The organism is Pseudomonas sp. X10 (assembly GCF_054889225.1).
Genome location: NZ_CM142677.1, coordinates 3,339,719 through 3,362,064, shown reverse-complemented (window position 1 = coordinate 3,362,064; position 22,346 = coordinate 3,339,719). Strand labels below are relative to the sequence as shown.

The 22,346-nt window shown below is 60.2% G+C and carries 21 protein-coding genes and 1 tRNA gene; 9 read left to right on the top strand and 13 right to left on the bottom strand.

From position 1 onward, the window contains the following. Window positions 1–32: 32 nt before the first annotated feature. Window positions 33–1,187: a cyclopropane fatty acyl phospholipid synthase gene (gene cfa / locus ACYU03_RS15420; RefSeq protein ID WP_461885485.1), complete on the top strand. Its 1,155-nt coding sequence runs from the start codon at window positions 33–35 to the stop codon at window positions 1,185–1,187. Window positions 1,188–1,852: 665 nt separating this feature from the next. On the opposite strand, the gene ACYU03_RS15415 is transcribed toward cfa, so the two are convergent. The 4 genes from ACYU03_RS15415 to ACYU03_RS15400 form a co-directional block, all read right to left on the bottom strand. Continuing rightward, entirely contained in the window at window positions 1,853–3,277 is a 1,425-nt protein-coding gene (locus tag ACYU03_RS15415; protein WP_461891477.1) for a GGDEF domain-containing protein, read from the bottom strand. Window positions 3,278–3,426: 149 nt separating this feature from the next. Further along, window positions 3,427–5,256, bottom strand: a complete 1,830-nt coding sequence (locus ACYU03_RS15410; RefSeq protein ID WP_461885483.1) for an SLC13 family permease — start codon at window positions 5,254–5,256, stop codon at window positions 3,427–3,429. 349 nt (window positions 5,257–5,605) lie between these two features. After that, a complete protein-coding gene (locus ACYU03_RS15405; RefSeq protein ID WP_461885482.1) occupies window positions 5,606–6,004 on the bottom strand; it encodes a glycine zipper domain-containing protein in 399 nt (132 codons plus the stop codon). Between the two features lie 67 nt (window positions 6,005–6,071). Next, window positions 6,072–6,266 (bottom strand): hypothetical protein, encoded by a 195-nt coding sequence (locus tag ACYU03_RS15400; RefSeq protein WP_461885480.1) that lies wholly within the window; start codon window positions 6,264–6,266, stop codon window positions 6,072–6,074. A 221-nt stretch (window positions 6,267–6,487) separates the two neighbouring features. On the opposite strand from ACYU03_RS15400, the gene ACYU03_RS15395 reads away from it, so the two are divergent. Beyond that, the gene (locus ACYU03_RS15395; RefSeq protein WP_461891476.1) at window positions 6,488–7,648 is read left to right on the top strand and encodes a GGDEF domain-containing protein; all 1,161 of its coding nucleotides are present in this window, start codon (window positions 6,488–6,490) and stop codon (window positions 7,646–7,648) included. Between the two features lie 99 nt (window positions 7,649–7,747). Further along, window positions 7,748–8,098, top strand: a complete 351-nt coding sequence (locus ACYU03_RS15390; RefSeq protein ID WP_461885478.1) for a hypothetical protein — start codon at window positions 7,748–7,750, stop codon at window positions 8,096–8,098. Window positions 8,099–8,101: 3 nt separating this feature from the next. On the opposite strand, the gene ACYU03_RS15385 is transcribed toward ACYU03_RS15390, so the two are convergent. After that, window positions 8,102–8,800 carry a YoaK family protein gene (locus tag ACYU03_RS15385; protein WP_461885475.1) on the bottom strand — a complete coding sequence of 233 codons (699 nt, stop codon included), beginning with the start codon at window positions 8,798–8,800 and terminating at the stop codon, window positions 8,102–8,104. Between the two features lie 265 nt (window positions 8,801–9,065). Between ACYU03_RS15385 and ACYU03_RS15380 the strand changes: the two genes are divergently transcribed. Further along, a complete protein-coding gene (locus tag ACYU03_RS15380) occupies window positions 9,066–9,887 on the top strand; it encodes a class I SAM-dependent methyltransferase (RefSeq protein WP_461885474.1) in 822 nt (273 codons plus the stop codon). Window positions 9,888–9,890: 3 nt separating this feature from the next. Here the strand turns inward: ACYU03_RS15380 and ACYU03_RS15375 are convergent, their stop codons facing one another. The 4 genes from ACYU03_RS15375 to ACYU03_RS15360 all read right to left on the bottom strand — a co-directional run bounded on the left by ACYU03_RS15375 (window position 9,891) and on the right by ACYU03_RS15360 (window position 13,039). Further along, window positions 9,891–10,658, bottom strand: a complete 768-nt coding sequence (locus ACYU03_RS15375) for an SDR family oxidoreductase (protein WP_461885472.1) — start codon at window positions 10,656–10,658, stop codon at window positions 9,891–9,893. A gap of 23 nt (window positions 10,659–10,681) precedes the next feature. Further along, complete coding sequence (locus tag ACYU03_RS15370) at window positions 10,682–11,749, bottom strand: phosphotransferase family protein (RefSeq protein ID WP_461885470.1); 1,068 nt, start codon at window positions 11,747–11,749, stop codon at window positions 10,682–10,684. Window positions 11,750–11,954: 205 nt separating this feature from the next. Then, the gene (locus tag ACYU03_RS15365; protein WP_461885468.1) at window positions 11,955–12,272 is read right to left on the bottom strand and encodes an SCP2 sterol-binding domain-containing protein; all 318 of its coding nucleotides are present in this window, start codon (window positions 12,270–12,272) and stop codon (window positions 11,955–11,957) included. A gap of 56 nt (window positions 12,273–12,328) precedes the next feature. Further along, window positions 12,329–13,039, bottom strand: coding sequence for a histidine phosphatase family protein (locus ACYU03_RS15360; protein ID WP_461885466.1), 711 nt, complete (start codon window positions 13,037–13,039; stop codon window positions 12,329–12,331). Between the two features lie 200 nt (window positions 13,040–13,239). Here ACYU03_RS15360 and sohB point away from each other — a divergent pair, with 200 nt between their 5' ends. Both sohB and ACYU03_RS15350 read left to right on the top strand, forming a co-directional pair. Further along, the gene (sohB, locus tag ACYU03_RS15355; protein WP_461885465.1) at window positions 13,240–14,256 is read left to right on the top strand and encodes a protease SohB; all 1,017 of its coding nucleotides are present in this window, start codon (window positions 13,240–13,242) and stop codon (window positions 14,254–14,256) included. A 154-nt stretch (window positions 14,257–14,410) separates the two neighbouring features. Beyond that, a tRNA-Cys gene (locus tag ACYU03_RS15350) sits at window positions 14,411–14,484 on the top strand. A 123-nt stretch (window positions 14,485–14,607) separates the two neighbouring features. Here the strand turns inward: ACYU03_RS15350 and ACYU03_RS15345 are convergent. Continuing rightward, window positions 14,608–15,348 (bottom strand): SDR family NAD(P)-dependent oxidoreductase, encoded by a 741-nt coding sequence (locus ACYU03_RS15345; RefSeq protein WP_461885463.1) that lies wholly within the window; start codon window positions 15,346–15,348, stop codon window positions 14,608–14,610. 72 nt (window positions 15,349–15,420) lie between these two features. On the opposite strand from ACYU03_RS15345, the gene ACYU03_RS15340 reads away from it, so the two are divergent. After that, on the top strand, window positions 15,421–16,338 hold the full coding sequence (locus tag ACYU03_RS15340; RefSeq protein ID WP_461885461.1) for a LysR family transcriptional regulator: 918 nt from the start codon (window positions 15,421–15,423) through the stop codon (window positions 16,336–16,338). Window positions 16,339–16,814: 476 nt separating this feature from the next. Here ACYU03_RS15340 and ACYU03_RS15335 read toward each other — a convergent pair whose 3' ends face one another. The 3 genes from ACYU03_RS15335 to ACYU03_RS15325 form a co-directional block, all read right to left on the bottom strand. Further along, complete coding sequence (locus ACYU03_RS15335; protein ID WP_461885459.1) at window positions 16,815–16,976, bottom strand: hypothetical protein; 162 nt, start codon at window positions 16,974–16,976, stop codon at window positions 16,815–16,817. Between the two features lie 956 nt (window positions 16,977–17,932). Continuing rightward, entirely contained in the window at window positions 17,933–18,529 is a 597-nt protein-coding gene (locus ACYU03_RS15330) for a hypothetical protein (RefSeq protein ID WP_461885457.1), read from the bottom strand. Between the two features lie 381 nt (window positions 18,530–18,910). Further along, window positions 18,911–19,954, bottom strand: a complete 1,044-nt coding sequence (locus ACYU03_RS15325) for an aldo/keto reductase (protein WP_461885455.1) — start codon at window positions 19,952–19,954, stop codon at window positions 18,911–18,913. 88 nt (window positions 19,955–20,042) lie between these two features. Between ACYU03_RS15325 and ACYU03_RS15320 the strand changes: the two genes are divergently transcribed. Both ACYU03_RS15320 and ACYU03_RS15315 read left to right on the top strand, forming a co-directional pair. Next, window positions 20,043–20,600: a TetR/AcrR family transcriptional regulator gene (locus tag ACYU03_RS15320; RefSeq protein WP_461885453.1), complete on the top strand. Its 558-nt coding sequence runs from the start codon at window positions 20,043–20,045 to the stop codon at window positions 20,598–20,600. 482 nt (window positions 20,601–21,082) lie between these two features. After that, entirely contained in the window at window positions 21,083–22,300 is a 1,218-nt protein-coding gene (locus tag ACYU03_RS15315; protein WP_461885452.1) for a multidrug effflux MFS transporter, read from the top strand. Window positions 22,301–22,346 lie beyond the last annotated feature (46 nt).

The following is a 22,346-nucleotide window of genomic DNA, read 5'->3' as shown; positions in this document are numbered from 1 at the left end:
CGTCCGATTTCCAACATCAACAAGGACACACCATGCCTTCCGAGCTTTCGTCCGATCTGCAGGCCGTCGCGCCGGCCAATCGCACCACCCGTTTCGCCCGCTCATTGCTCACTCAGGCCGGCCTTGGCCTGGACGGCGAGCAACCCTGGGACATGCAACTGCACAAGGCCGACGTGCCGCAGCGTGCCCTGGCGCAAGGCAACCTTGGCCTGGGCGAGGCCTATATGGATGGCGACTGGGACTGCGCGCAGCTCGATGAGTTCTTTGCCCGCCTGTTGCGCTCAGGCGTGGCCGACCAGGTCAGCCCAGTGGCGCTGATCTACCATGCCTTGCAGGCGCGTCTGAGCAATCGACAGACCGCCCGGCGCGCCTGGGCCGTGGGCGAACGGCACTATGACCTGGGCAACGATTTCTATGCCGCCATGCTCGATCCGCGCATGACCTATACCTGCGGTTACTGGAAGGACGCCAGTGACCTGGCCGAGGCCCAGGAAGCCAAGCTCGAGCTGATCTGCCGCAAGCTCGGCCTGCGCCCCGGCATGCGAGTACTGGACATTGGCTGCGGCTGGGGCAGCTTCATGGGGTACGCAACTGAGCATTACGGCGTCGAGTGCGTGGGCGTGACCATCTCCCGCGAGCAATGCCAGTGGGCACGGGAACGCTACACAGGTTCGGCACTGGAGTTTCGCTTGCAGGACTACCGCGAGCTGGATGAGCGTTTCGACCGCATCGTCAGCATCGGCATGTTCGAGCATGTCGGGCGCAAGAACCACCGCACCTTCATGGAGGTGGTTGCGCGCTGCCTCGATGAGGAAGGCCTGCTCCTGCTGCACACCATCGGCAAGAACCGCCGCCGCGATGTGCCGGACCGCTGGATCGACAGGTACATCTTCCCCAATGGCGACCTGCCTTCGATCGGCCAGATCGGCGATGCGGCTGATGGCCTGCTGGTGGTCGAGGACCTGCATAACTTCGGCGCCGACTATGACCGTACCTTGATGGCCTGGCATGCCAATTTCGAAACCCATTGGCAACAGTTTGCCTCCGAGTTGGGCGAGCGCTTCCGGCGCATGTGGCGCTACTACCTGTTGTCCTGCGCGGGAGCCTTCAGGGCCAGGGATATTCAGCTCTGGCAATGGGTGATGTCGCGAAAGGGTGTGGTCGGTGGGTATCAACGGGTCAGCTGACAGGTCGGCATGCAGGCGAGCCGAGAGGCACACTTCACATGAACCTGCTCGTCTCGGCTCTCGTGCTTTCCATCTGATCTGCTTTTTTCCACATAATCTGAATCTGTAACCGTATCAGTCACCGGCCGACAATACGCCTCGAGCCCAGCCCTTGGGGCGGCGTGCGCTGGGCTTGCTGCGCCCGCCGCATTGCCAAATGCACTGTCGAGGTCCTGATGATCAAGCTTGCTGTGTTCCTGGGTGGGTTTCTGTTGTTGACCCTCCTCATCGGTTTGCTGGGCACTATTCCACCAAGCTGACACCCACCATTGGTGGCAAGCCCGAGCCACCCGGCCTGGGCTTGCCTCCATCCCTCTTGGCGCCATGGCCGGTCGCCAACCTCCTCAACACAGGTGGCCTCTGCAAGCGCATTGCGCCTGTGTTGAGACACGTATGTTTCAAGGGAAAAACTGTCCACAAAAATCGTGGGTAGGTCTGTGGATAAATTGCTGTAGGCCAGACTGGCGGCGGCCTTTGTTAAATTGTGTAGAAATTGAACAGTGACAGGATGCGTCGAATCACGCAGTAGGCCGGGCGTTTCGCAAGGTCAGGTTGGGTCGGATCTGTTCCTGATCTGGCTGTGTGTGTTGACCGTCAAGCTGTCCTGGGATCTGCGAGTGGCCGGATCAAACTGCCTGGCGTTGAGCCTCGGCCAGTTCGATGCGGTTGCGGCCGTGGGCCTTGGCCCGGTAGAGCGCCTGGTCGGCTTGGGCCAGCAGTTCGTCCAGAGCAGGGGCGGCGGCGTCTTCGCTACAACCGCCAAGGCCGATGCTTACGGTGATCTGCAGGCGCTGGTCGGCTTGGACCACATGCAGGTCCTGTACGGCACGGCGCACCCGTTCGGCGGTGAACTTGGCCTGCTGCGCAGATTGGCCAGGCAGGACGATGACGAACTCTTCACCGCCCAGTCGGGCGAACAATCCGCCTTCAGGCAACTGGTCGGCGACCGTGCGAGTGAATTGCTTGAGTACCTGGTCGCCCACGGCATGGCCATGGTGATCATTGATGGTCTTGAAATGGTCGATGTCGAGCATCAGCAGGGCCAGGGGTAGGCACTGGGCATGTTGCTGGCGTGCGTCGAGCAGGGCGTTGGCACGTTGGGTGAAGGCGCTGCGGGTCAGGATGCCGGTCAGGTGATCGTTGTTGGCCCGGTGCGCCAGGCGGTTCAGTAGGCTGCGGTTGGCCTGGCTGACGCAGGCCACCACCAGTGGGCCGAGCACCAGCATGGCGATGCCCAGGCGCGCCGACACCAAGGTGGTGATGCCCAACTCGCTCTGCGGTGCGCTGAAGTGCATGAGGTTCTGCGCTACGGCGATGATCAATGCGCTGCCGGTCAGCACGGTCAGCAGGGCGACCAGGAAGGATGAATAGGTCAGGGCACACCATAGCAAGGCGGCAATAGGGAAGGCGATCGCACCCGGACCACCGAAGGCGATGCCCAAGGTCAACGAAAGCAGCAGCACCAGCAGCGGAGCGAAGCGGATCGGTTGGCTGTCGCCGCGTATCAATGCGCCCGGCGACGGCACCGTGAGCAGCGCCGGCAGCACCAGGATGCTGGTAGAAAATTGTTCGCTGAACCAAGCCAGCCAAGTGGGTTGCAATGATTGTTCGAACCAGGGCGTGGCCATGACACAGGCCAGGCTGGCAGCTACGGCGGCGCCTGCTGCGCATGCAGCGAACAGGCAAAGCACGCCGTGCGGAGTGCGCAAGCGCCGATGAGCGCGTGGCAAGCGGATTAGCAGTTGCCAGACGGTGAGGATAAAGCCCAGGTTGCACAGATTGAACCAAAGGGCCGGTTGCCAGGCACTGCCACAGGCCAGGTCGGCGCATACCATGGCGGCATACATCAAGGTGACACCCTGGGCTGTGGCCAGGCGCGGATAGCGCAGCAGTACACCGGCCAGCACGGCATTGACCGGCCAGAACAGCGACAGGGATTCGATCGGGCGGGCCAGGATGCCTGCCAACGTCAGGGCGAAGGTCAAGGCGAACAGGATGAAATAAGGCAGCAGGCGCGAATGGGTTGAAAACACCATGGGCTTGACCGACAGGCTGAGACGGAATCCAGGACGACGTCTGTAGGCACCTGGCTTGGATCCCGTCAGTGTGTTCAAGAAGGTATTTGATGTCAATTGGATATTATCGTGTAGCGAACTGCACGGATAATATCCAATATGCCTTTATTTGCGCCGGGCTTTGCTCAGAGTCCGAAAAACCAGGGTACCATCACCACGCTGACCAGCATCACCAGCAAGGTGAAGGGTACGCCGACTTTGACGAAGTCACTGAAGCGGTATTGTCCAGGGCCCAGCACCAGCGTGTTGACTGGCGACGACACCGGCGTCATGAACGCAGCCGAAGCGGCCAGGGCGACGATCATGGCGAAGGGGTAGGGCGACAGGCCGAGTTGCTCTGCGGTGCTGATCGCTACGGGTGCCATCAGCACTGCGGTGGCGGTGTTGGAAATGAACAGACCGATCAGCGCCGTCAGGGCGAACAGGCAGGCCAGGATGGCGCTGGGGCCGGCATCGCCGAGGGCGCCGACCAAGGCGCTGACCGCCAGGTCGATGCCGCCGGTCTTCTGCAGGGCCAAGGCGAAGGGCAGCATGCCGACGATCAGCACCAGGCTCTGCCAGTGGATGGCGCGGTAGGCGCTGTTCATGTCGATGCAGCGGCCGGCGCCCATCAGCAGGCAACCGATCAACGCAGCGATAACATTGGGCACGATGCCACTGACCATTAGCCCAACCATCACGGCCAGGCTGACCAGCGCGTAGGGCGCCCGGGTGCGTGCCGGGGCTACCTGGTCGATTTCCGTTGGCAGGCTGAGCACCAGGAAGTCGCGGGGCTTGCCCTGCAGTTGACGTACGGCTTTCCAGGGGCCGATCACCAGCAGGGTATCGCCGAGCTTGAGCTTTTCTTCCACCAGCTGTTCTTCTATGGCGCTTTGCTCGCGGCGCAGGCCGACCACGTTGAGGCCGAAGCGGCTGCGAAAGCCCAGTTCCAGGATGCTCTTGCCGATCAGCTGCGAGCCGGGTGGCAGTGACACCTCGGCCATGCCCAGCTCTTGGGACTGGTCGATGAAGTAGGCGGCCTTGAAGTGCAGGGGTTCGAGCAACATGGTCTGGCACAGGTTGCGCAGATCGTCGCGGTTGGCGAACAGGTCGAGCAGCAGCACGTCGCCCTGGTGCAGGATCGTGCTGGAGTCGGCGTTGATCACCCGGGTGGTGAACTTGTGCTGGCGCTCGATGCCAACCACGTTGGCACCATGCCGGGTGCGCAGTTCCAGCTCGCCCAGGCTGTGGCCGATCAGCGGCGAGCGGGGGCGGATGCGCAGGCGTCGTTCGCGGCCGGCCAGCTTGTAGTCGAGTATCAGGTCAAGGAGGGTGCGGCGCGACTCCACCCGGCCATCTTTGCGCACCTCGCCATTGAGCCAGTGGCGGGTCAGCAGCATGTAGCCAATGCCCAGCACCAGTACCACCAGGCCGAAGGGCGTGAAGCTGAAGAAGCTGAAGCCGGTTTCGCCGTGGCGCACCAGTTCACTGTGCACCACTACGTTGGGTGGTGTGGCCACCAGGCTGAGCATACCGCTGATCAGGCCGGCGAAGCTCAGCGGCATCATCAGCCGGCTGGGTGAAATCTGCAGGCGCGCGGCAATGCTCAACACCACCGGGATGAAGATGGCGACCACGCCGGTAGAACTCATCACCGAACCGAGGCCTGCCACGGCGACCATCAGCAGCACTAGCAGGCGGGTTTCGCTGTTGCCAGCGCGTTCGGTCAGCCATTCGCCGATGCGGTAGGCGATGCCGGTGCGTACCAGTCCCTCGCCGATCACGAACAAGGCGGCTATCAGCACCACGTTCGGATCGCTGAAACCGGCAAGGGACTGTTCGACGGTCAGGATGCCCGACAGGGGCAGTAGCACGATCACCAGCAGGGCGACCACATCCATGCGTGGTCGGTTGGCAATGAACAGGGCAACGACAATGGCCAGCAGACCAAGGACCCAGAGCAGATCATGGTTCATGGGACGAGGGTGTTCCTTCACAAAAGGGCACGCAAGATATGTGCGCCAGTGTGCCAGCTCGCACTGGAGGCGTCCTTGATGTACTGCAGTTTTTTCTTCGACGCAAACAGAAAACCCCGCCAAGGCGTAATGCTGTTCACTTAAGACATCTGTCGTATGGTTTGGGGCCGCTGCGCGCCCTATCGCGACACAAGGCCGCTCCCACAAGAGGCTTGCCGATACGTAAACGCGTGGCTTGCAAGCCCTCTGTGGGAGCGGCCTTGTGTCGCGATGGGCTGCGTAGCAGCCCCACCCGAAGGCACTCCAGCTTAAGTGAACAGCATTGCCGCCAAGGCGGGGCTTCTATTGGTCAGTGACGGTGGCGGCGCTTGTGCTTGTGCTTCTTGCTGCCGTTGTCATCGCCCAAGTGATTGCCAATGGCACCGCCAGCCGCACCGCCAAGGCCTGCGCCGATGGTCGAACCGGTGGAGCCACCAACCTTGCCACCGAGCAGCGAACCACCCGCCGAGCCCAGGCCACCGCCGAGGGCGGCCTCGGTGCGATTGCCCTTGCGCGCGCCGACCGCGCTGCCGGCCGCGCCACCTACGCCAGCGCCGATGGCCGCACCGGTGCTGCCGCCGATCTGCTGGCCGACGACATTACCCAGGGCGCCACCGAGGCCGCCACCTATGGCGGCGGTGCCGTCACCGGCCAGTGCGTTTTGGCACAGCAGCAGGCCGAGGGCGAAGGAAGGCAGAGTCAAACGCATGGTATGAACCTCGAAGAAATCATCAGGGGAAGGCGCCGCATGCAAGGCGGCGGGTCAAAGGGGCCATTCAACGGTAGCGGCGGTCGCGGTAACTACGGCGATCACCATCCCGGTCATGGCGCTCGTAGCGGCGGTCATGATGATGGCGGTGCTTGTCGCGGTCGCGCCAACCATCGTTGCGGTCATGGTGATGGTGGCTGCTGCAGCCGGTCATCAACAGCGCGGCGGCGATCAGTGGAAGGCTTGCAAAGCGGGTTAGCACGATATAGGTCCTTGATCCGCAAAGGTTTACGGGGCACACCCTGAGACCGGGTTTTGTCGATTTTGTTTCTGCAGCGCGCAAAATATTGCTGCGCCAGCGATGAGCGGCATGTTTGCCGGGTTGTTGTTCTGTCCCGATGGGTCATGGCCGAGCAGGATGCTGGCCTCTAGACTTTGCCGTAGCCGCGCATGACGCCGGCCATCTGCCCCGGTGAAACATTGATGATCGCCCATACCCCGACCCTTTTCGGCACCGTCGCCCTGGTCGCAACTATCCTGGCGTTCTGTCTGCTGCTGGTCGGTCAGCTCAACCGACGCGACAACATGCTGTTGACCGGATGCGGATTGCTATCCCATGCCTTGGCCTATGTCTGTTACACCCTCTACGGCCATGTGTCGCTGTGGATCAGCTACAGCCTGGGCAACAGCCTGCTGTCGCTGGCGCTGGCGTTCTATTCCGCAAGCCTGTTCCGCGTCCGTGAGCAACCAGTGCCCTGGCGTGGCCTGTTTTGCCTGCCGCTGGTGATGCTCATCGGTCTGGCCGCGTTGTTCGACACCTTGGAGCCGCGCATGCTGCTCGCTTCCCTGGTGCTGATGTTGCAGTGCGTGCTGATTCTCTATTGGGCGCAGCGTCATGCCGAGCGCCACGGCAAGGCGCATTTGCTACTGGTGATGGGCGCGATGGTCAGCCTGGTCGGTCTGGGCATGCGTGTGCTGGCGATCCTCGGCGGCGGTGCGTCGGAGATGCGCTACGACACCAGCAACCTCAAACAGACGATTTCTGTGAGCATCGGCACTGCCACGGTGATGATGTATTCCATCGGCCTGGTGCTGATGGCCAAGGAGCGCAGCGAATCACGCCTGCAGCATATGGCGTTGCGAGATGTGCTGACCGGGACCTACAACCGCCGGGCGATCCTGGAGCGCTTCGCTGTCGAGCTGGAGCGGGCGCGGGGTGAGCAGAGCCGCTTGGCGGTAGCCATGATCGATATCGACCACTTCAAGCGCATCAATGACCTGCATGGTCACCTTGCCGGCGACGAAGTGCTTTGTCATTGCGTGCGCCAGTTGCAGCAACGCCTGCGCCAGGGCGACAGCCTGGGGCGCTATGGGGGCGAAGAGTTCCTCCTGCTGTTGCCGCGCACCGACCAGGTGGGGGCCATGGCTGTGTTGCAAGGCTTGCGCGAGAGCATTGCCCACAGCCCAGCCTGTTATGCCGGGGCGGACATCCACCTGTGCTTCAGCGTTGGCCTGTGGTGCGGCGTGCCGACAGCGCAGGACAACACCGCCAGCCTGATCGCCATGGCCGATGCGGCGCTCTACCAAGCCAAGGCGGGCGGGCGCAATGCTGTGCACATGGCCAGGGTTGTCGGCCTGGGATGAACCGGTCCCGCCCAGGCGGGCATTTCATTTGGGAAATCCGCATTCTCGTCTGGGGCCGGCAATGCTAGAGTCGGACTCCTTTTACCTTGAGGATGCAATATGCGATCAATTGTGGCGATGGCCGCGGCGATGCTGCTGGCCGGCTGTGCGTCGTCGGCCATGGAGGCTGCGCGGGGCAAGGCGCCGAGCGCGCAGATGGATTCGCAGAAGGCACAGGAGGTCGTTGCCCAGTGCATCCAGTTCAGTTGGCAGGACGAGGCTGTGTTCGGTGTCGATGCCAGCGGCTACCTGGAGCCACGCAAACAGGGTGGTTTCACCATCTATACCCGCGAGGCTGAGTCGTTCGCCGATGTCTACCCGCAGGCCGGTGGCACCCGCGTCGATTATTACGCCCAGAAGACCAACAGCATTGCCCTGCGTCGCAAGGCAGCCGCTGCCACCTGCCTGTGATCCTCAGCGGGGCATATAGCGCAGTTGCCAGCGCCGCGGGATCTTCAGCGACACCAGGCCGAGAACCGCTGCCAGCAGCGCGCTGAACAGCAGCGCCGCCAGCTCGAACCGTTGCTCCAGCAATACGCCGACAACGGCGCCGAGGAACATGCCGGTCCAAGGGATCAGTTGCACCCGCCAGCCCAGGCGTTGCTGCCCCAGCAGGGTACGGCCCAGGCCCCGGCCAAAGCGCGACAGGGCACCGGTGACGTAGGTCAGGCCGATGGGCAGGCCGTTCACTTCCTCGACCACGGCATTGATCATGCCCATGGCCAGCACCGCCGCGACCAGCGCCAACAGCTGTATTGCCGGCGGCAGCAGACCAGCCAGGGCCAGCAGGGTGGCGATCAGGGTCAGTAGCGGCCAGGGGCGGCGGCCGCTCTTCGCCGCGATGATCACGCCTACCGCGTTGCCGAGGACAAAGGCGCCGATCACTAGGGTCAGGCGCAACACCGGTCCGAGGTCGGCAGCGCCCAGCGACACCGCCAGGCGCGTGGTATTGCCACTCATGAACGAGATGAAATCGCCGGTGGCCATGAAACCGATGGCATCAGTCATGCCCGCCAGCACCGACAGACAGGCGACGAAATACAGGCCGACCGTACCCCGTTGTTGCACCCACTTTTGCCGCTGACCCTTGGGGGACAGGCTTCCTGGTAACATGATGATTCCTCGGCAGATCAGGTCAGACTGGCCAGGCGCGTCTCGAGCCCGGCGGTATGTTCGGTGTTGTCCAGACTGAGGCCGGCCATCTTCGCTCCCTCAAGGGCATGCTGTTCTGGAGCGCTGGCCGAAGCCGGCAGTATACCCGAGCGCCCCCTTCGGTTGACGGCCTCGAGGGCCTTTCGTGGGCCAGCGGCCTGAGGGTTGCCATCGATGCGCAGCGCTGGTTACCGTAGCTTCGTGCCACCTTGGAGCAAGGATACTCATGACCCGCTCATTCGAACTCAACCGCGCCAGCTGGGACGAGCGGGCGCCGTTGCATGCTGCTTCCTGTGATTACCAGGTCCAAGCGTTCCTGGACAGGCCCGATCACCTGTCCGAGGTGGTGCGCTTCGACCTGTCACGCCTCGGCGATATCCAGGGCCTGCGCACGGTACACCTGCAATGCCACATCGGCACCGACACCTTGTCGTTGGCCAGGCTTGGCGCTCAGGTCACAGGCCTGGACTTTTCGCCGGCGTCGCTGGCGCAAGCGCGCCAACTGGCCGAGCGCTGCGGCACGCTCATCGATTATGTCGAGGCGGATGTCTACCGTGCCCATGAGGTCTTGCCCGCCGGCAGCTTCGACCTGGTCTACACCGGCATTGGCGCGCTCTGTTGGCTGCCCAGTATCCAGCGCTGGGCGCGCGCCGTGGCCGCCTTGCTCAAGCCGGGTGGGCGCTTGTTCCTGCGTGATGGGCACCCCATGCTCATGGCGGTGAACGAAGATCATCAGGATCGCCTGCAACTGGACTATCCCTACTTCGAACAGGAAGCCCCGACGGTGTGGGTCAGCGACCAGACTTATGTCGATACCGACACGGCTTTGACCCAGACCGAAACCCATGAATGGAGCCATGGTCTGGGCGAGGTCATCACCGCGCTGCTGGACAACGGTTTGCGCCTGACCGCGCTGGTCGAGCACCAGAGCATTCCCTGGGAGGCATTGCCGGGGCAGATGAGCAAGGGAGAGGACGGCGAATGGCGCCTGCTGCGCGAGCCCTGGCGGTTGCCGTTGAGCTACACGCTGCAGGCGCTCAAGGACTGAGGCTCAGGACAGGAAGCCGCCGTCCACGTTCAGGGCGACGCCGGTGGTGTAGCTGGAGGCATCGCTGGCCAGGTACAGCACCGCGCCGGCCATCTCCTTGGGATCGGCCACGCGCTTGAGCGGGATTTGTTGCAAAGCGGTGTTGAGGATGGCGTCGTTCTTTACCAGCGCGGAGGCGAACTTGGTGTCGGTCAGGCCTGGCAGCAGGGCGTTGCAGCGGATGCCGAACTGCGCGCATTCCTTGGCGAAGACCTTGGTCATGTTGATCACCGCGGCCTTGGTCACCGAGTAGATCCCCTGGAAGATCCCCGGCGACACGCCATTGATTGAGGCGACGTTGATGATGCTGCCGCCTCCCTGTTCGCGCATCAGCTTGCCGGCTTCCACCGACATGAAGAAATAACCCCGGATGTTGACGTCCACGGTCTTCTGGAAGGCGCCCAGGTCGGTGTCCAGCACATTGCAGAACTGCGGGTTGGTCGCCGCATTGTTGACCAGGATGTCCAGGCGCCCGAACTGCTCACGGATGCCTGCGAACACCTGGGTGATCTGCTCCATCTCACCGATATGGCAGGCCACGGCGGTAGCTTTGCCGCCGGTCGCGATGATTGCGTCAGCGACCTGCTGGCAACCTTCGAGCTTGCGGCTGGAGACGATCACATGGGCACCTTGCTGGGCCAGCAGGTGAGCGATGGCTTCGCCGATGCCTCGGCTGGCGCCGGAGACGAAGGCGATCTTGCCGTCGAGGTCGAACAGTTGGGTCTTGGACATGATGTTTTCCTTGTTGGATGTCGTCAGAGGCTGGATTTGCCGATCACCTGCAGGCTCATCTGCTCCAGCAGCCGGTTCATGTGGATGAACTGGGCGAAGCGTTTGTCCTGGGTCTGGCCGTGGTAGAAGCGGTAGTAGATCTGCTGGACGATGCCGGCCAGGCGGAACAGACCGTAGGTGTAATAAAAGTCGAAATTGTCGATGGCGATGCCGGCGCGCTCGGCGTAGTAGTCGACGAACTGGCGACGGGTCAGCATCCCGGGTGCGTTGCTGGGCTGGCGGCGCATCAACTGCACGGGAGCAGGGTCGCCGGCCTCGATCCAGTAGGCCAGACTGTTGCCCAGATCCATCAGTGGGTCGCCGATCGTGGCCATCTCCCAGTCCAGCACGCCGATGATACGCATGGGGTTGTCGGCATCGAGGATCACGTTGTCGAAGCGGTAGTCGTTGTGCACGATGCTTGGACGTGGGTGGTCGGCAGGCATTTTTTCGCGTAGCCAGGCGACTACCTGTTCCCAGCGCGGCGCATCGGGGGTCAGGGCCTTCTCGTAGCGTGAGCTCCAGCCTTCGATCTGGCGTTGCACATAACCTTCGGGCTTGCCCAGATCGCCCAGGCCGCAGGCGTTGTAGTCGACCTGGTGCAGCTCCACCAGGCGGTCGATGAAGCTCTTGCACAGGGCTTCGGTGCGGCCGGTGTCCAGGCCCAGTTCCGCTGGCAGGTCAGAGCGCAGGATGACGCCTTTGACCCGTTCCATCACGTAGAACTCGCCACCGATCAGTGATTCATCGGTGCAATGCACATAGGCCTTGGGGCAGAAGGGAAAGCCGCTGTTGAGCTGGTTGAGGATGCGGTATTCGCGGCCCATATCGTGAGCCGATTTGGCTTTGTGGCCAAAAGGCGGGCGGCGCAGCACGAATTCCTGTCCGGGGTACTTGACCAGGTAGGTCAGGTTGGAGGCGCCGCCAGGAAACTGGCTGATGGTCGGCACGCCGGACAGTCCCGGAACATGCGCTTTCAGGTACGGGTCGATAACCGCTGCATCGAGTTCTTCGCCGGGGCGTACCTGGGTGGACTGGTCGGTGAGCGTCATGCGTTTACCTTATGATTCAGGTCAAGGACTATTGGCTAATCTAATCCCCGCTCCAGACTGGAACAAGCGTCCCAGGGCCTTATTGGCGCGGGTGTTGCCGGGCGATCAACACACCTGATGCCGCAGGCTCCGGCCCTGGCGCAGGCAAAAAAAAGACCGAAGCGCGTCACGCTTCGGTCTTCTTCATTGCCAGGGCAGCCGCCACTCAGGCTGGGAACAGCTCGCTGAGCTTCATCGATAGCATCATGTCGCCTTCGACACGCAGCTTGCCGCCCATGAAGGCCTGCATGCCGTCGGTTTCACCGCTGACGATGCCCTTGAGGGTCTCGCTGTCCAGCACCAGGGTGCAGTTGGCATCGGGGTTCTCGCCTTCCTGCACGTCGCAGGTGCCGTCCTTGATGATCAGCGAGTAGTGCTTGTCTTCATCGGTGATGTTGAAACCGAATACCAGGTCCAGGCCAGCGGCGGCGGCTGGGTTGAACTTGGCTTTCATCGCTTCGACGGCTTTTGCTACATCGCTCATGGTGTGTTCCTTATTTAGTGGTTGTGGCGGCCGGTCGAGGCCGTCATGGGCCGGGCTTATCGATAGGTAACAAGCTCCGGCGTCCTCAACAACTGCACATGGGCTTGGCTGTTGAAGAAAGCTAGGGCTACGTCGCGGCCGCGGAACTTCAGCTGGCTGAGCGACGTGTTGATGATCTGCCAGTTCAGCGCGAAGGCTTGGCTGGGCGTGATCCGGGTAACCAGGTGGAGCAGGGCGGCGATGGTGCCGCCTGAGGTGAAAATGGCAATGTTGTGGCCGCTTTCGGCTTGCTGCAGTATCCGCTGCAGGCCCGCATCGACACGGGAGATGAAGGATTGCCAGCTTTCCAGGCCGTCGTCCGCATGTTCGCCGTCGTGCCAGCGTTGCACCATCAGGGCGAATAGGCGCTGGAACTCGCTGCGGTTCTGCGCGCCATTGCGCAGGATGTGCAGGGCTTCGGGTTCTTCCGGCAACAGGCCAGGGAGCAGAGCGCGGATCACGCCGTCGGCATCGAATTCGTTGAAGGCCGGATCGGTCTCCAGGGCAGGGTTCGGGCAACCGGCGGCCTGCAGGCTTTCCAGGGCTAGGCGTGCGGTATCCTGCTGGCGCCGCAGGCTACCAGCCAGGCAGCGATCCAGGCGCAGGCCGAGTTGGGCCAGGTGTTCGCCCAGTGCTTGGCTCTGACGCACGCCCACGGGCGAGAGGACATCATAGTCGTCGGCACCGAATGAGGCTTGGCCATGTCGAATCAGGTAGATGCTGCCCACGTCGGTCATCCGGCAGTGGTAAAGGTTGATGCGAGGTTAGGTCGCAGGCAGGAGGCTGTCAACGAAAAAACATACAAGCGTTTGAAAAGAGCGTTTGAACTGTGTTGCCAGCATTTTCCCATGCTGGCAGCCGCCCAGACGCATCGGTATGCTTGGAACAGTTTCGCGCCGCGACGGCGCTGGTCTATCAAGGAGTCAATGTGGAGTTTCTTGCCGAGTACGCAAGCTTTCTCGCCAAAACCGCAACGCTGGTGATTGCCATCCTGGTCATCCTTTCGGCCATCGCCGGATTGCGTGGCAAGGGCCGGCGCAAGGGCGGCGGGCAGTTGCAGGTCACCCGTCTCAACGAATTCTACAAAGAGCTGCGCGAGCGCCTGGAGTCGGGCTTGCTCGACAAAGCCCAGCTCAAGGCCTTGCGCAAGCAGCAGGCCAAGGCGCAAAAGCAGCAGAAGAAAAAGCCCGAGGACAAGAGCCGGGTATTCGTTCTCGACTTCGACGGCGACATCAAGGCCTCGGCCACCGAGAACCTGCGCAACGAAATCACCGCCCTGCTGACCCTCGCTACCCCTCGGGACGAAGTGGTCCTGCGTCTGGAGAGCGGCGGTGGCCTGGTGCACAGCTATGGCCTGGCTGCCTCTCAGCTGGCCCGCATCCGCCAGGCGGGCATTCCGCTGACCGTGTGTATCGACAAGGTCGCTGCCAGCGGCGGCTACATGATGGCCTGCATTGGCGAGAAGATCGTCAGCGCCCCCTTCGCCATACTTGGCTCCATTGGCGTGGTGGCGCAGTTGCCCAACGTCAACCGCCTGCTGAAAAAGCACGACATCGACTTCGAAGTGCTGACCGCCGGCGAGTACAAGCGCACCCTCACCATCTTTGGTGAAAACACCGAGAAGGGGCGGGAGAAGTTCCAGGAGGACTTGGACGTCACCCACCAGCTGTTCAAGGACTTCGTGTCCCGCTACCGTCCGCAACTGCACATCGACGATGTGGCCACTGGCGAAGTCTGGTTGGGCGTTGCCGCCCTGAACAAGAAGCTGGTCGATGAACTGCGTACCAGCGACGAGTACCTGAGCGACCGCGCCCGAGAGGCCAACCTGTTCCACCTGCACTATGCCGAGCGCAAGAGCCTGCAGGAGCGGGTGGGGCTGGCGGTCAGCGGCTCGATCGAAAATGCTCTGGTCAGCCTTTGGAGCAAACTCGGCCGCTTTCGCTAAGACGTTGAACCCCTTGAAGATTTTTTCCAGGCAAGGGGTTGCAAGCTTCATCGAATGCAGACATAATGGCGTCCATCGAAACGCAGCGGACTTGAAAAAGCCGAGCGATTTCAAGGAGATAGCAAAGCGTCAAGCAGCTGTTTCCGAGCTTTGAGGCCGAGTAGCAAAGTGGTTATGCTCCGGATTGCAAATCCGTCTACGCCGGTTCGATTCCGACCTCGGCCTCCACATTCGAAAGCCCCGCAGATTAACGTCTGCGGGGTTTTTCTTTGCGGGTCAGAAAAGTCATGGGTTCCGAAACTAAAGGGGTTGAGTTCCGAAACAACGTTTCCTCCAGGCCAGAACGGAATCTCAGAAAATCATACCGCCAGCGACATCGAGCGTGGTACCCGTTACCCAGCCTGCATCTTCCGATACGGCATACGCCACCGCCGCAGCAATATCCTTAGGTTTGCCTACGCGTCCCAACGGGGTTTTGGCGATAAAGAACTCATCCATGCCTCGTGCCGACTCCGCATTGCCTTCTGTGTGGACAAACCCTGGCGCTATGCCTACTACACGAATACCTCGGTGGCCCAGTTCCAGACCGAGGGAGCGGGTCAATGTATTGACCGCGCCTTTGGTGGCGCAATATACATGTACCTGTGGGTAGGGGCTGTGGGCCAGGCCTGAACTGATATTGACGATAACCGAACCAGCCTTCATAACCCGAGCAGCTGCTTGCGTGGTGAGTAATAGCCCCCGAACGTTCAGGTTGAAATGCTCATCGAAACTTTCGGCACTCAACTCTTCCAGTGAATCGGGTTTATATACGCCGGCGTTATTGACCAGAATATCCAGCCTGCCAAATGCTCGGACAGTCGCGTCGATCAATAGGGCGATTTCGTCCGGACGGGAGATGTCTGCCTTGTGCGCCAAGGCCTTGCCACCCGCCGCAGCGATACGCTTGACGACCTTTTCTGCGTCTTCGGCGCTTCTTGAATAGTTGACGATAACTTTGGCGCCTTCGGCTGCCAGGCGTTCGGCAATCCCCGCACCTATGCCTTTGGAAGATCCGGTGACGATGGCAACCTTTCCGGTCAAATCACTCATGCATACCGCTCCTATCAGATTGAGGCTCCATGGTAGGCTCGGAAAAACTTCTCAGTAACAGGCGTAATCAGCATGCAGTATGAAGATTTGCTTCACAATGGAGTCATACGATCAGACCTGTTGCCCGGTATTGCCGCCTTTGCCCAAGTCGCTAAATATGGCAGTTTCACCAAAGCGGCGGCGATGATGGGTATCTCGGCATCGGCACTTTCGCAAACTGTGCGCACGCTCGAAAGCCGGCTAGGCGTGCGTTTGCTTGAACGCTCCACGCGAAAAGTTGGCTTGACTGAGTTTGGTGAGCGTTTTTTGCAACACGCGCAGCCAGGCCTAGCCGCTCTCGCTTCGGCAATCGAAGACGTCAATGAGCTGCGCGATAAACCCACTGGGCTGCTGCGACTCAATCTCTCCCGAACTGCGGCGGATATTGTCCTAATGCCTCACTTGGTAGCTTTTATGGAGGCCTATCCAGACATTGTTCTGGAGATTAATTGCGACAATGCATTGTTGGACTTGGTGGCACACGGTTTTGATGCGGGTATTCGGGTAGGTGAACACCTCGCCCAAGATGTTGTTGCGTTACCCATAGGCGGCGCTCATCGTATCGCCACTGTTGCCGCGCCCCGTTACCTGCGGGGCCGCGAGCACCCGCACACACCTGAGGATCTGCGCCTGCATCGCTGCCTCAACATTCGCCTGGCCGACGGAGTTCGGCGCTGGGAGTACAGTCAAAACGGACGCACCGTAGATATCCAGCCTCCCGGCCCACTGATCAGCAACGACGCAGACACCATGATGCAAGCTATTCGTGCAGGGGCAGGAGTCGGGTGTTCGTTTGAAGCCCAAGTGCGAGCCGAGATCGATAGCGGGCAACTGATAGCACTACTCGAACCCTGGTGGCCTAGTGTCTCGCTGTTCCATCTTTACTACCCGAGCCGTACCCACGTTCCACGGAAACTGCGTGCTTTCATTGATTTCATGAGAGAGCAGTAGAACATTTGAGTCCGCAGCCGCCCTCTGAATCAGGTAGCCGTTCACGTGGTGCGGGGGATCTAAGGCATGAAACAGTATTGGTTTGCGTTTCTCTGTTAGATGCTAGGAGCGTTCATCGATCCGTTCAAGTTGGGCGTTCTAGGCAAGGACCTCAGGGAGGTAAAAGAAGCGGTTTACGATAATAACGGAACCCTTTTGGAGCCAACCCTGGAAGCCGGGGATGTCTACAACGTTCGTTTGACTGAGTTCCTCGCCCTCAAGTGTGCAGCACTATCTCGCAACCTGAAGTGGCTAGAAGAGCGCTTGGCAGCGCTTGAGGCTAAGTAGTTGAATTTTCGGGGCAAGAGTCCTACTTGCCCCGATAGTTTGTAGCAACTCCAATAACGCCCGTGTCGACGGGCGTTATCAAGTAAGCTAGATGTTATCAGTCCCGCGTCTATGCCAGAATCCTTTGGGTACGGGCAATTGCATGTGAATTAGTTTTCTGTCTCATTGAAGTGCTCGGACTCTCGCTTCATTACTTCAAGACGAATGAGGTCCTTAATTGCTTCGATTTGATCTGGCGTGAATATTTCTGAAAGCCTTTCATTGACTTCTGCTTCAAGCTTCTCTATTGCTCTAGGGCTGATGTCTTCCATTAGTTCCCGCCGATAATAAGTATTTAAATTTTTGTTAAGTGGTTTTATGTTTTAAGACAACCTAAAAGCGGCTGTCAATAGCATTTTGACATAATAGTGAATAATACCTGCTCCATTGAAGTCAAGAGACTTCTGGCTGGAGAAGCCCATGGCTCGATTTTCTACTGCCCAAGGGAGGGCGTGAACGTGCTCGCCTTCGACCATCGCCTCCAGCAATGACGGCTACAACGTCCTGGTTGGCGGCAAGCTGTTCACCGACTACAGCAAGTACCCGCGTGTGCTGGCGCTCTTGCCACGCTATGGGTTCAAGGGACGGTTCATCCCTGAGGCCTAGGACCTGGCGGTGATCAAGCTGCTGACTGAGTGCGGCGCACTGCCGCTGATCAGGGCTGGAGGCGATCGCTAAGGCCGCCCCGATCTTGGCCAGTCTGCCCGGCCTGGGTTTGGCCATCGGCACCTGATTGCCTCAATTGCTTTCGACATAGATCAATGTGTATTTCATTTCCTGAAGGACGGATACCTCACGCAACCTGCCCAGGTGAGCTAATCGCAACTGGAGCTCGATCCGCTATCACTGGAGCCGCTGTCACTCGATGAGTGGCTACCGCTATCAGGGTCGTAGCCGCCATGGCTATGACTGGAGCAACTGTGGGATCGGGATGGCTCGCTGGTGTCGATGTGGTTGACCGTATACAGGGTGCTCATCGGGCTTGCTGGGTCGGGCGTTTTATCTGGGTGCTTGGCTGAAGCATCTCGACGGGAGGCGCCTGGTGGTTGCGGCTGCTTCTTGCGTCCAAAAAGTCGAGTCAGGAAATTAGGCATGTTCCATCCTTGCCGCCAGGCGCGGGTCTGGGGTCGGGGTGCAGGGTTGAAGGTGCGCCGTACCCGGCACCTCCTTGCATGATTGGCCTGCACTGGCGTTGCATTGAACGATTAGGCAACACGCAGCGCCAGATTCACAGCTTGGGCTCATCCGTCTCGCGTGTCGGAACGGTCGCTGTTTCTACGGCGGGGGTGGCAGTGTCAGCCGACCGGGAAAAGGTCACTGCATATTTCCCCAGGTCGTCGTCGATCCGCTGAAAGTTGATCGTCACCTTCTCGCCCTTCCAGGTCAGTACCTCATTGAGGTAGGACGCTCCGGATTTCATCTTGATCCAATGGCTTGTCTGTTCAGCGGGTTGTCCGTATCGCTCTGTCAGCATGTCGGTGACCAAGTAGAGGCTGCTGGCATTGCCCGTGAAGAGCAACTGCTCTATTCGCCCTTGCTGCAGTTTTGCCACAAGGCTATAGCCTGGCGGAATTGGCAGGTAGGGGAGGCCGCGGATGACATGTTGATCCGGAGCGGCAGTGATTTCACGGCAGATCTTTTCCAATTTCGCGACACCAGCCGGGCACTCCTTGACCTGTTCCAGAAAGTCTCCGTGCAGATCGACACCGAGGAACGTGCTTGGCTCCTGGGGCCATGGGGTGATGATTGCCGTCCTGTCAGTGGCGCATACGGGAAGAGCACCGATCAGGCCTGCCGATAAAAGGAGGAGTGAAAGAGGCTTCATTGAACCGTCCTTGGGAGCGTAGTGCTAGAGAATCCCTCATGGTACAAGAGTACTCAATGCTGTCACTAGGCTATTGCCATGACTCGGAGAGTTCGCCCTGTAGGTTGGGAAATTTCCGACTGAAGGGGTAGGGCTGGCAGGCGGGGAAAAAGAAAACCCGCCGGTGGGCGGGTCAAGAGAACGTATCGAAGTGGTTGTAGAGTGCCTGATCGGATGTCAGAAATTCGTGAAGAGGATGTGAACTGGTCGTTCTCATCACCTCATGCGCTTTGGTAAGTAAGCGCCGTATCTTGGAGGGCATTCACGCCATTGGTACAGCCAGTCGTCGCTGTCGATTTCGCCTATGACTCCCGTCACAAGTATTTGTGTTCATGTCGTTCTTCACGCTATTGGAGAGATTGGGTGTTCTACCCGGTCGGGCAACCCTCCTGCCAGTCGTTCGCGTTGGGCGTCTGCCGCCAGCATTTCGTGCGGGAAACCGAGTGCAATAGCACTTGCAGCGTCCAGGCGTGCTAACTGCTCGGTTGTCAGATCGACACCTGACGCGGCCAGATTGTCGCGAAGCTGATCGGCTGTTCTGGGACCCAGGATCGGGATCACGCCCTGCGCGCCCACCCATGCCAGGGCGGCGACTGTCGGTGTCACGCTGGCCTCGTCAGCAACTTCCAGTAGCGCGTCGACTGTTGCGGCCTTTACTGGGTCGGATTCGGTGTGGATCAAACGATTGAAGGTCGTAGCACGACCCTCTTCGCCGCGGCGGTACTTGCCGGTGAGCAGGCCGCCGCCCAAAGGTGACCAGCCAACCGTACCAAGGCCCAGGCCTTTCGCCATCGGCAGCAATTCCCGCTCAGGCGTCCGCTCTACTAGGCTGTACTCCATTTGTAGGCCCACAACCGGAGCCCATCCGCGCAACTCGGCGATAGTCGCAGCCCGGGCTACGCGCCAGGCCGGGAAATCCGACAATCCGATATAGAGGATCTTTCCGCTACGAACCAGGTCATCAAGGCCGCGCATCAATTCGTCGGAAGAGGTGACACCATCTGGCATGTGTACCCAGAGTAGATCGATACGATCCGTTTGCAGGCGCCGCAGGCTTGCCTCGACCGAGCGCACCATTGTTTTACGGCTATTGCCCACAGCGAGGACGCCATTGCTGGCGTTCGCGCCGAGCGAGAATTTCGTGGCAAGCACGAGATCATCACGGGTGTGCTTGATGAACTCGCCCAGCAGTTCCTCGGACTCACCAATTTGATAGGAGTCAGCGGTGTCGATGAAGTTACCGCCAGCGTCGATGTAAGTGTCAAACATGCGCCGCGCCTCGGTGGGTTCGGCGCCATAACCCCAGCGTGTACCGAACGTGCCACAGCCTAGCGCCAGTTCGGACACCCGAAGGCCCGAGCCCTTGCCGAAGAGTCTGTATCGCATGGAACACCTCATTCATGTTGGTTGTCATGTTTATTATAATCATGTTTGGGAACATGTATAGTGCCCCCCCGAAACGAGAGAGGTAGCTATGAAAGTGAGCCGGGAACAGGTCGCCGAAAACCGCCGCAACATCCTTGATGCGGCAGCTCGGCTATTCAAAGAACGGGGCTTCGATGCGGTGACCGTCGTCGAAGTGATGAAGGCGGCAGGCCTGACCCACGGTGGGTTCTATGGGTACTTCAGGTCCAAGGACGACTTGGTCACCCAGGCATGCATTCACGCGATAGAGGCAATCCAAACCACCAAGCCGCAATCGCTGCAGGACTATTCATCTCGTTACCTGAGCTCGAGGCATCGCAACAATCGGGCAGGTGGCTGCCCGTTCGCTGCGTTGGGGTCGGAGGTATCGCGCCAGTCGGCAGAAACGCAGCATGAGCTGACCCAGGGTTTGCGGCTGACCATTGAGCAACTCTCCAAGGCGGCTCCAGGTGAGACGGCCGATGCACGTCGTGCCGCTGCAATCGCTTCTTTCTCTGCGATGCTCGGGGGGATCATCCTGGCTCGCATCGTAGATGACCCTGTATTTTCGGAAGAGATACTGGTCGCTAACCGGAAAGCTTTAGGCGCAGTGCCTGAGAACGAGTGAACGGGGTAAGCCCTACCCTAGCTGACGCGCTGTGCTGTTGATGGCGAAAGCGGTGTCGCTGGCGCCAAGCTCAGGGCGGCACTCGTCATCTCCTCATGGGTCCTTGGTACTGCCTTCTGCACGCTCGCGGATGGCTTCCCATGCTTCTCGCATGGGCAAGTTCTTCCGCTGCATGCGTGTGCGGATTCAGATGGCCAAGTCGATGTCCTTCGCTTTCGCTCCTGACGTTATTCATATCTGGTTTGTGGCATGTGCTCCATGGAATGGCTTGACAGGTTACATGATGGCAATCATATAATTTTAATCATGATATGTGTAATGTAATTTCGCTGCCGTAGGCACAAGCATCCTGGGTCAGGGCATTACTACCGTGCTCGATGCGCTTTGACCATATGCCATGGCCGCACTCATCTCATGCCGGTGGGGTGCTCACTATGCGCATGGCATCTCTTCCTGCCTGATCGTCCATCCGGAGGCCAAACGTGGTTGATAATGCGAGCGTTACTCAAACAGTTGCGCCGATCGAGCAGCAGTTGACCCGTAGCCAATTGCTCCTGCTCGCTGGATTGGCGGCACTCGGCGCCTTGTCTACCAACATCATGCTGCCCTCGTTTCCTTCGATAGCGCAGGCATTGCAGGTTCCAACCAGTGCGTTGGGCATGACGCTGAGCAGCTTCTTCGTCGCCTTTGCCGTGGGCCAGCTTGCGGTAGGGCCGCTTTCGGATCGCTATGGACGCCGGTCGCTGGTGCTTGGTGGGCTGGCCATCTTTCTGGTGGGGAGCGTGCTTTGTGCCAGCGCCACCGAGATGCCCACGCTCATAGTGGGCCGTATTGTTCAAGCATTGGGCGTCTGCGCGGCGTCGGTACTTTCCAGAGCGATCGCGCGTGACCTGTTCGCAGGGGAGGCGCTGGCACGTGTTCTCGCGCTCACCATGGTGGCAATGTCTGCGGCACCAGGGTTCTCGCCATTGCTGGGTGGCGCGCTGGAACAGGCTTTCGGTTGGCGTGCCGCATTCATTTTTGTGGCGATCATCGGCATCGTGTTGGCAGCTCACTATGTGCTGGTTATTGGCGAAACCCACCCAGTGCACCGGCGTGCTCCGATTTCACTGCGCACCATTGCCTACGGTTACGCGAAACTCGCTGGCAACCGCCTGTTCATTCGCCCGGCTTTGGCGGTAAGCCTGATTATCGGCGCGTTGTATGCCTTCTTCGCGACCGCTCCTGCCATTCTCATGGAGATACTTGGATTGTCGGCCATACAGCTCGGGCTGTTCTTCGCGGCCACAGTGCTGGTTGTTTTCGCTGCCGGCATGCTGGCTCCACGCATGGCCCACCGATACGGCGCGCGCAGTACGGCAACCGCCGGTTTTGGTATCGCTCTGCTGGGTGGCCTGGCGCTGGTTCTATCGGCGAGCCACATTGGCTTGTTGACCTTCTCGATGGCGATCACGATTTTCCTGTTTGGGATGGGACTGGCTAATCCCTTGGGAACTGCTGCCGCGTTGCAGCCATTCGGTCAGCAGGCGGGGCTCGCTTCGGCCTTGCTTGGATTCCTGCAGATGGGCTGCGCGGCAGCCGTCATTGCTGTTGCGAGCGCTCTGCCGGTTACACCCGTCGCATCGTTGGGGTGGGTACTGACGGGGGCTTCGCTGCTTGCCGTTTTCTTGATGGCGTATCGCGGGTCATTACTGAGATGAAAGAGGCAGCATTCCTTAGGCAGATTGCGGCGGGTCAGTGAAATAA

What these genes read in the sequence shown, in the direction of transcription:
- cfa (WP_461885485.1), top strand. Translation starts at nt 33, where the DNA reads ATGCCTTCCGAGCTTTCGTCCGATCTGCAGGCCGTCGCGCCGGCCAAT.
- ACYU03_RS15410 (WP_461885483.1), bottom strand. Translation starts at nt 5,256, where the DNA reads ATGAACCATGATCTGCTCTGGGTCCTTGGTCTGCTGGCCATTGTCGTT.
- ACYU03_RS15405 (WP_461885482.1), bottom strand. Translation starts at nt 6,004, where the DNA reads ATGCGTTTGACTCTGCCTTCCTTCGCCCTCGGCCTGCTGCTGTGCCAA.
- ACYU03_RS15395 (WP_461891476.1), top strand. Translation starts at nt 6,488, where the DNA reads ATGATCGCCCATACCCCGACCCTTTTCGGCACCGTCGCCCTGGTCGCA.
- ACYU03_RS15390 (WP_461885478.1), top strand. Translation starts at nt 7,748, where the DNA reads ATGCGATCAATTGTGGCGATGGCCGCGGCGATGCTGCTGGCCGGCTGT.
- ACYU03_RS15385 (WP_461885475.1), bottom strand. Translation starts at nt 8,800, where the DNA reads ATGTTACCAGGAAGCCTGTCCCCCAAGGGTCAGCGGCAAAAGTGGGTG.
- ACYU03_RS15380 (WP_461885474.1), top strand. Translation starts at nt 9,066, where the DNA reads ATGACCCGCTCATTCGAACTCAACCGCGCCAGCTGGGACGAGCGGGCG.
- ACYU03_RS15375 (WP_461885472.1), bottom strand. Translation starts at nt 10,658, where the DNA reads ATGTCCAAGACCCAACTGTTCGACCTCGACGGCAAGATCGCCTTCGTC.
- ACYU03_RS15370 (WP_461885470.1), bottom strand. Translation starts at nt 11,749, where the DNA reads ATGACGCTCACCGACCAGTCCACCCAGGTACGCCCCGGCGAAGAACTC.
- ACYU03_RS15365 (WP_461885468.1), bottom strand. Translation starts at nt 12,272, where the DNA reads ATGAGCGATGTAGCAAAAGCCGTCGAAGCGATGAAAGCCAAGTTCAAC.
- ACYU03_RS15345 (WP_461885463.1), bottom strand. Translation starts at nt 15,348, where the DNA reads ATGAGTGATTTGACCGGAAAGGTTGCCATCGTCACCGGATCTTCCAAA.
- ACYU03_RS15340 (WP_461885461.1), top strand. Translation starts at nt 15,421, where the DNA reads ATGCAGTATGAAGATTTGCTTCACAATGGAGTCATACGATCAGACCTG.
- ACYU03_RS15335 (WP_461885459.1), bottom strand. Translation starts at nt 16,976, where the DNA reads ATGGAAGACATCAGCCCTAGAGCAATAGAGAAGCTTGAAGCAGAAGTC.
- ACYU03_RS15330 (WP_461885457.1), bottom strand. Translation starts at nt 18,529, where the DNA reads ATGAAGCCTCTTTCACTCCTCCTTTTATCGGCAGGCCTGATCGGTGCT.
- ACYU03_RS15325 (WP_461885455.1), bottom strand. Translation starts at nt 19,954, where the DNA reads ATGCGATACAGACTCTTCGGCAAGGGCTCGGGCCTTCGGGTGTCCGAA.
- ACYU03_RS15320 (WP_461885453.1), top strand. Translation starts at nt 20,043, where the DNA reads ATGAAAGTGAGCCGGGAACAGGTCGCCGAAAACCGCCGCAACATCCTT.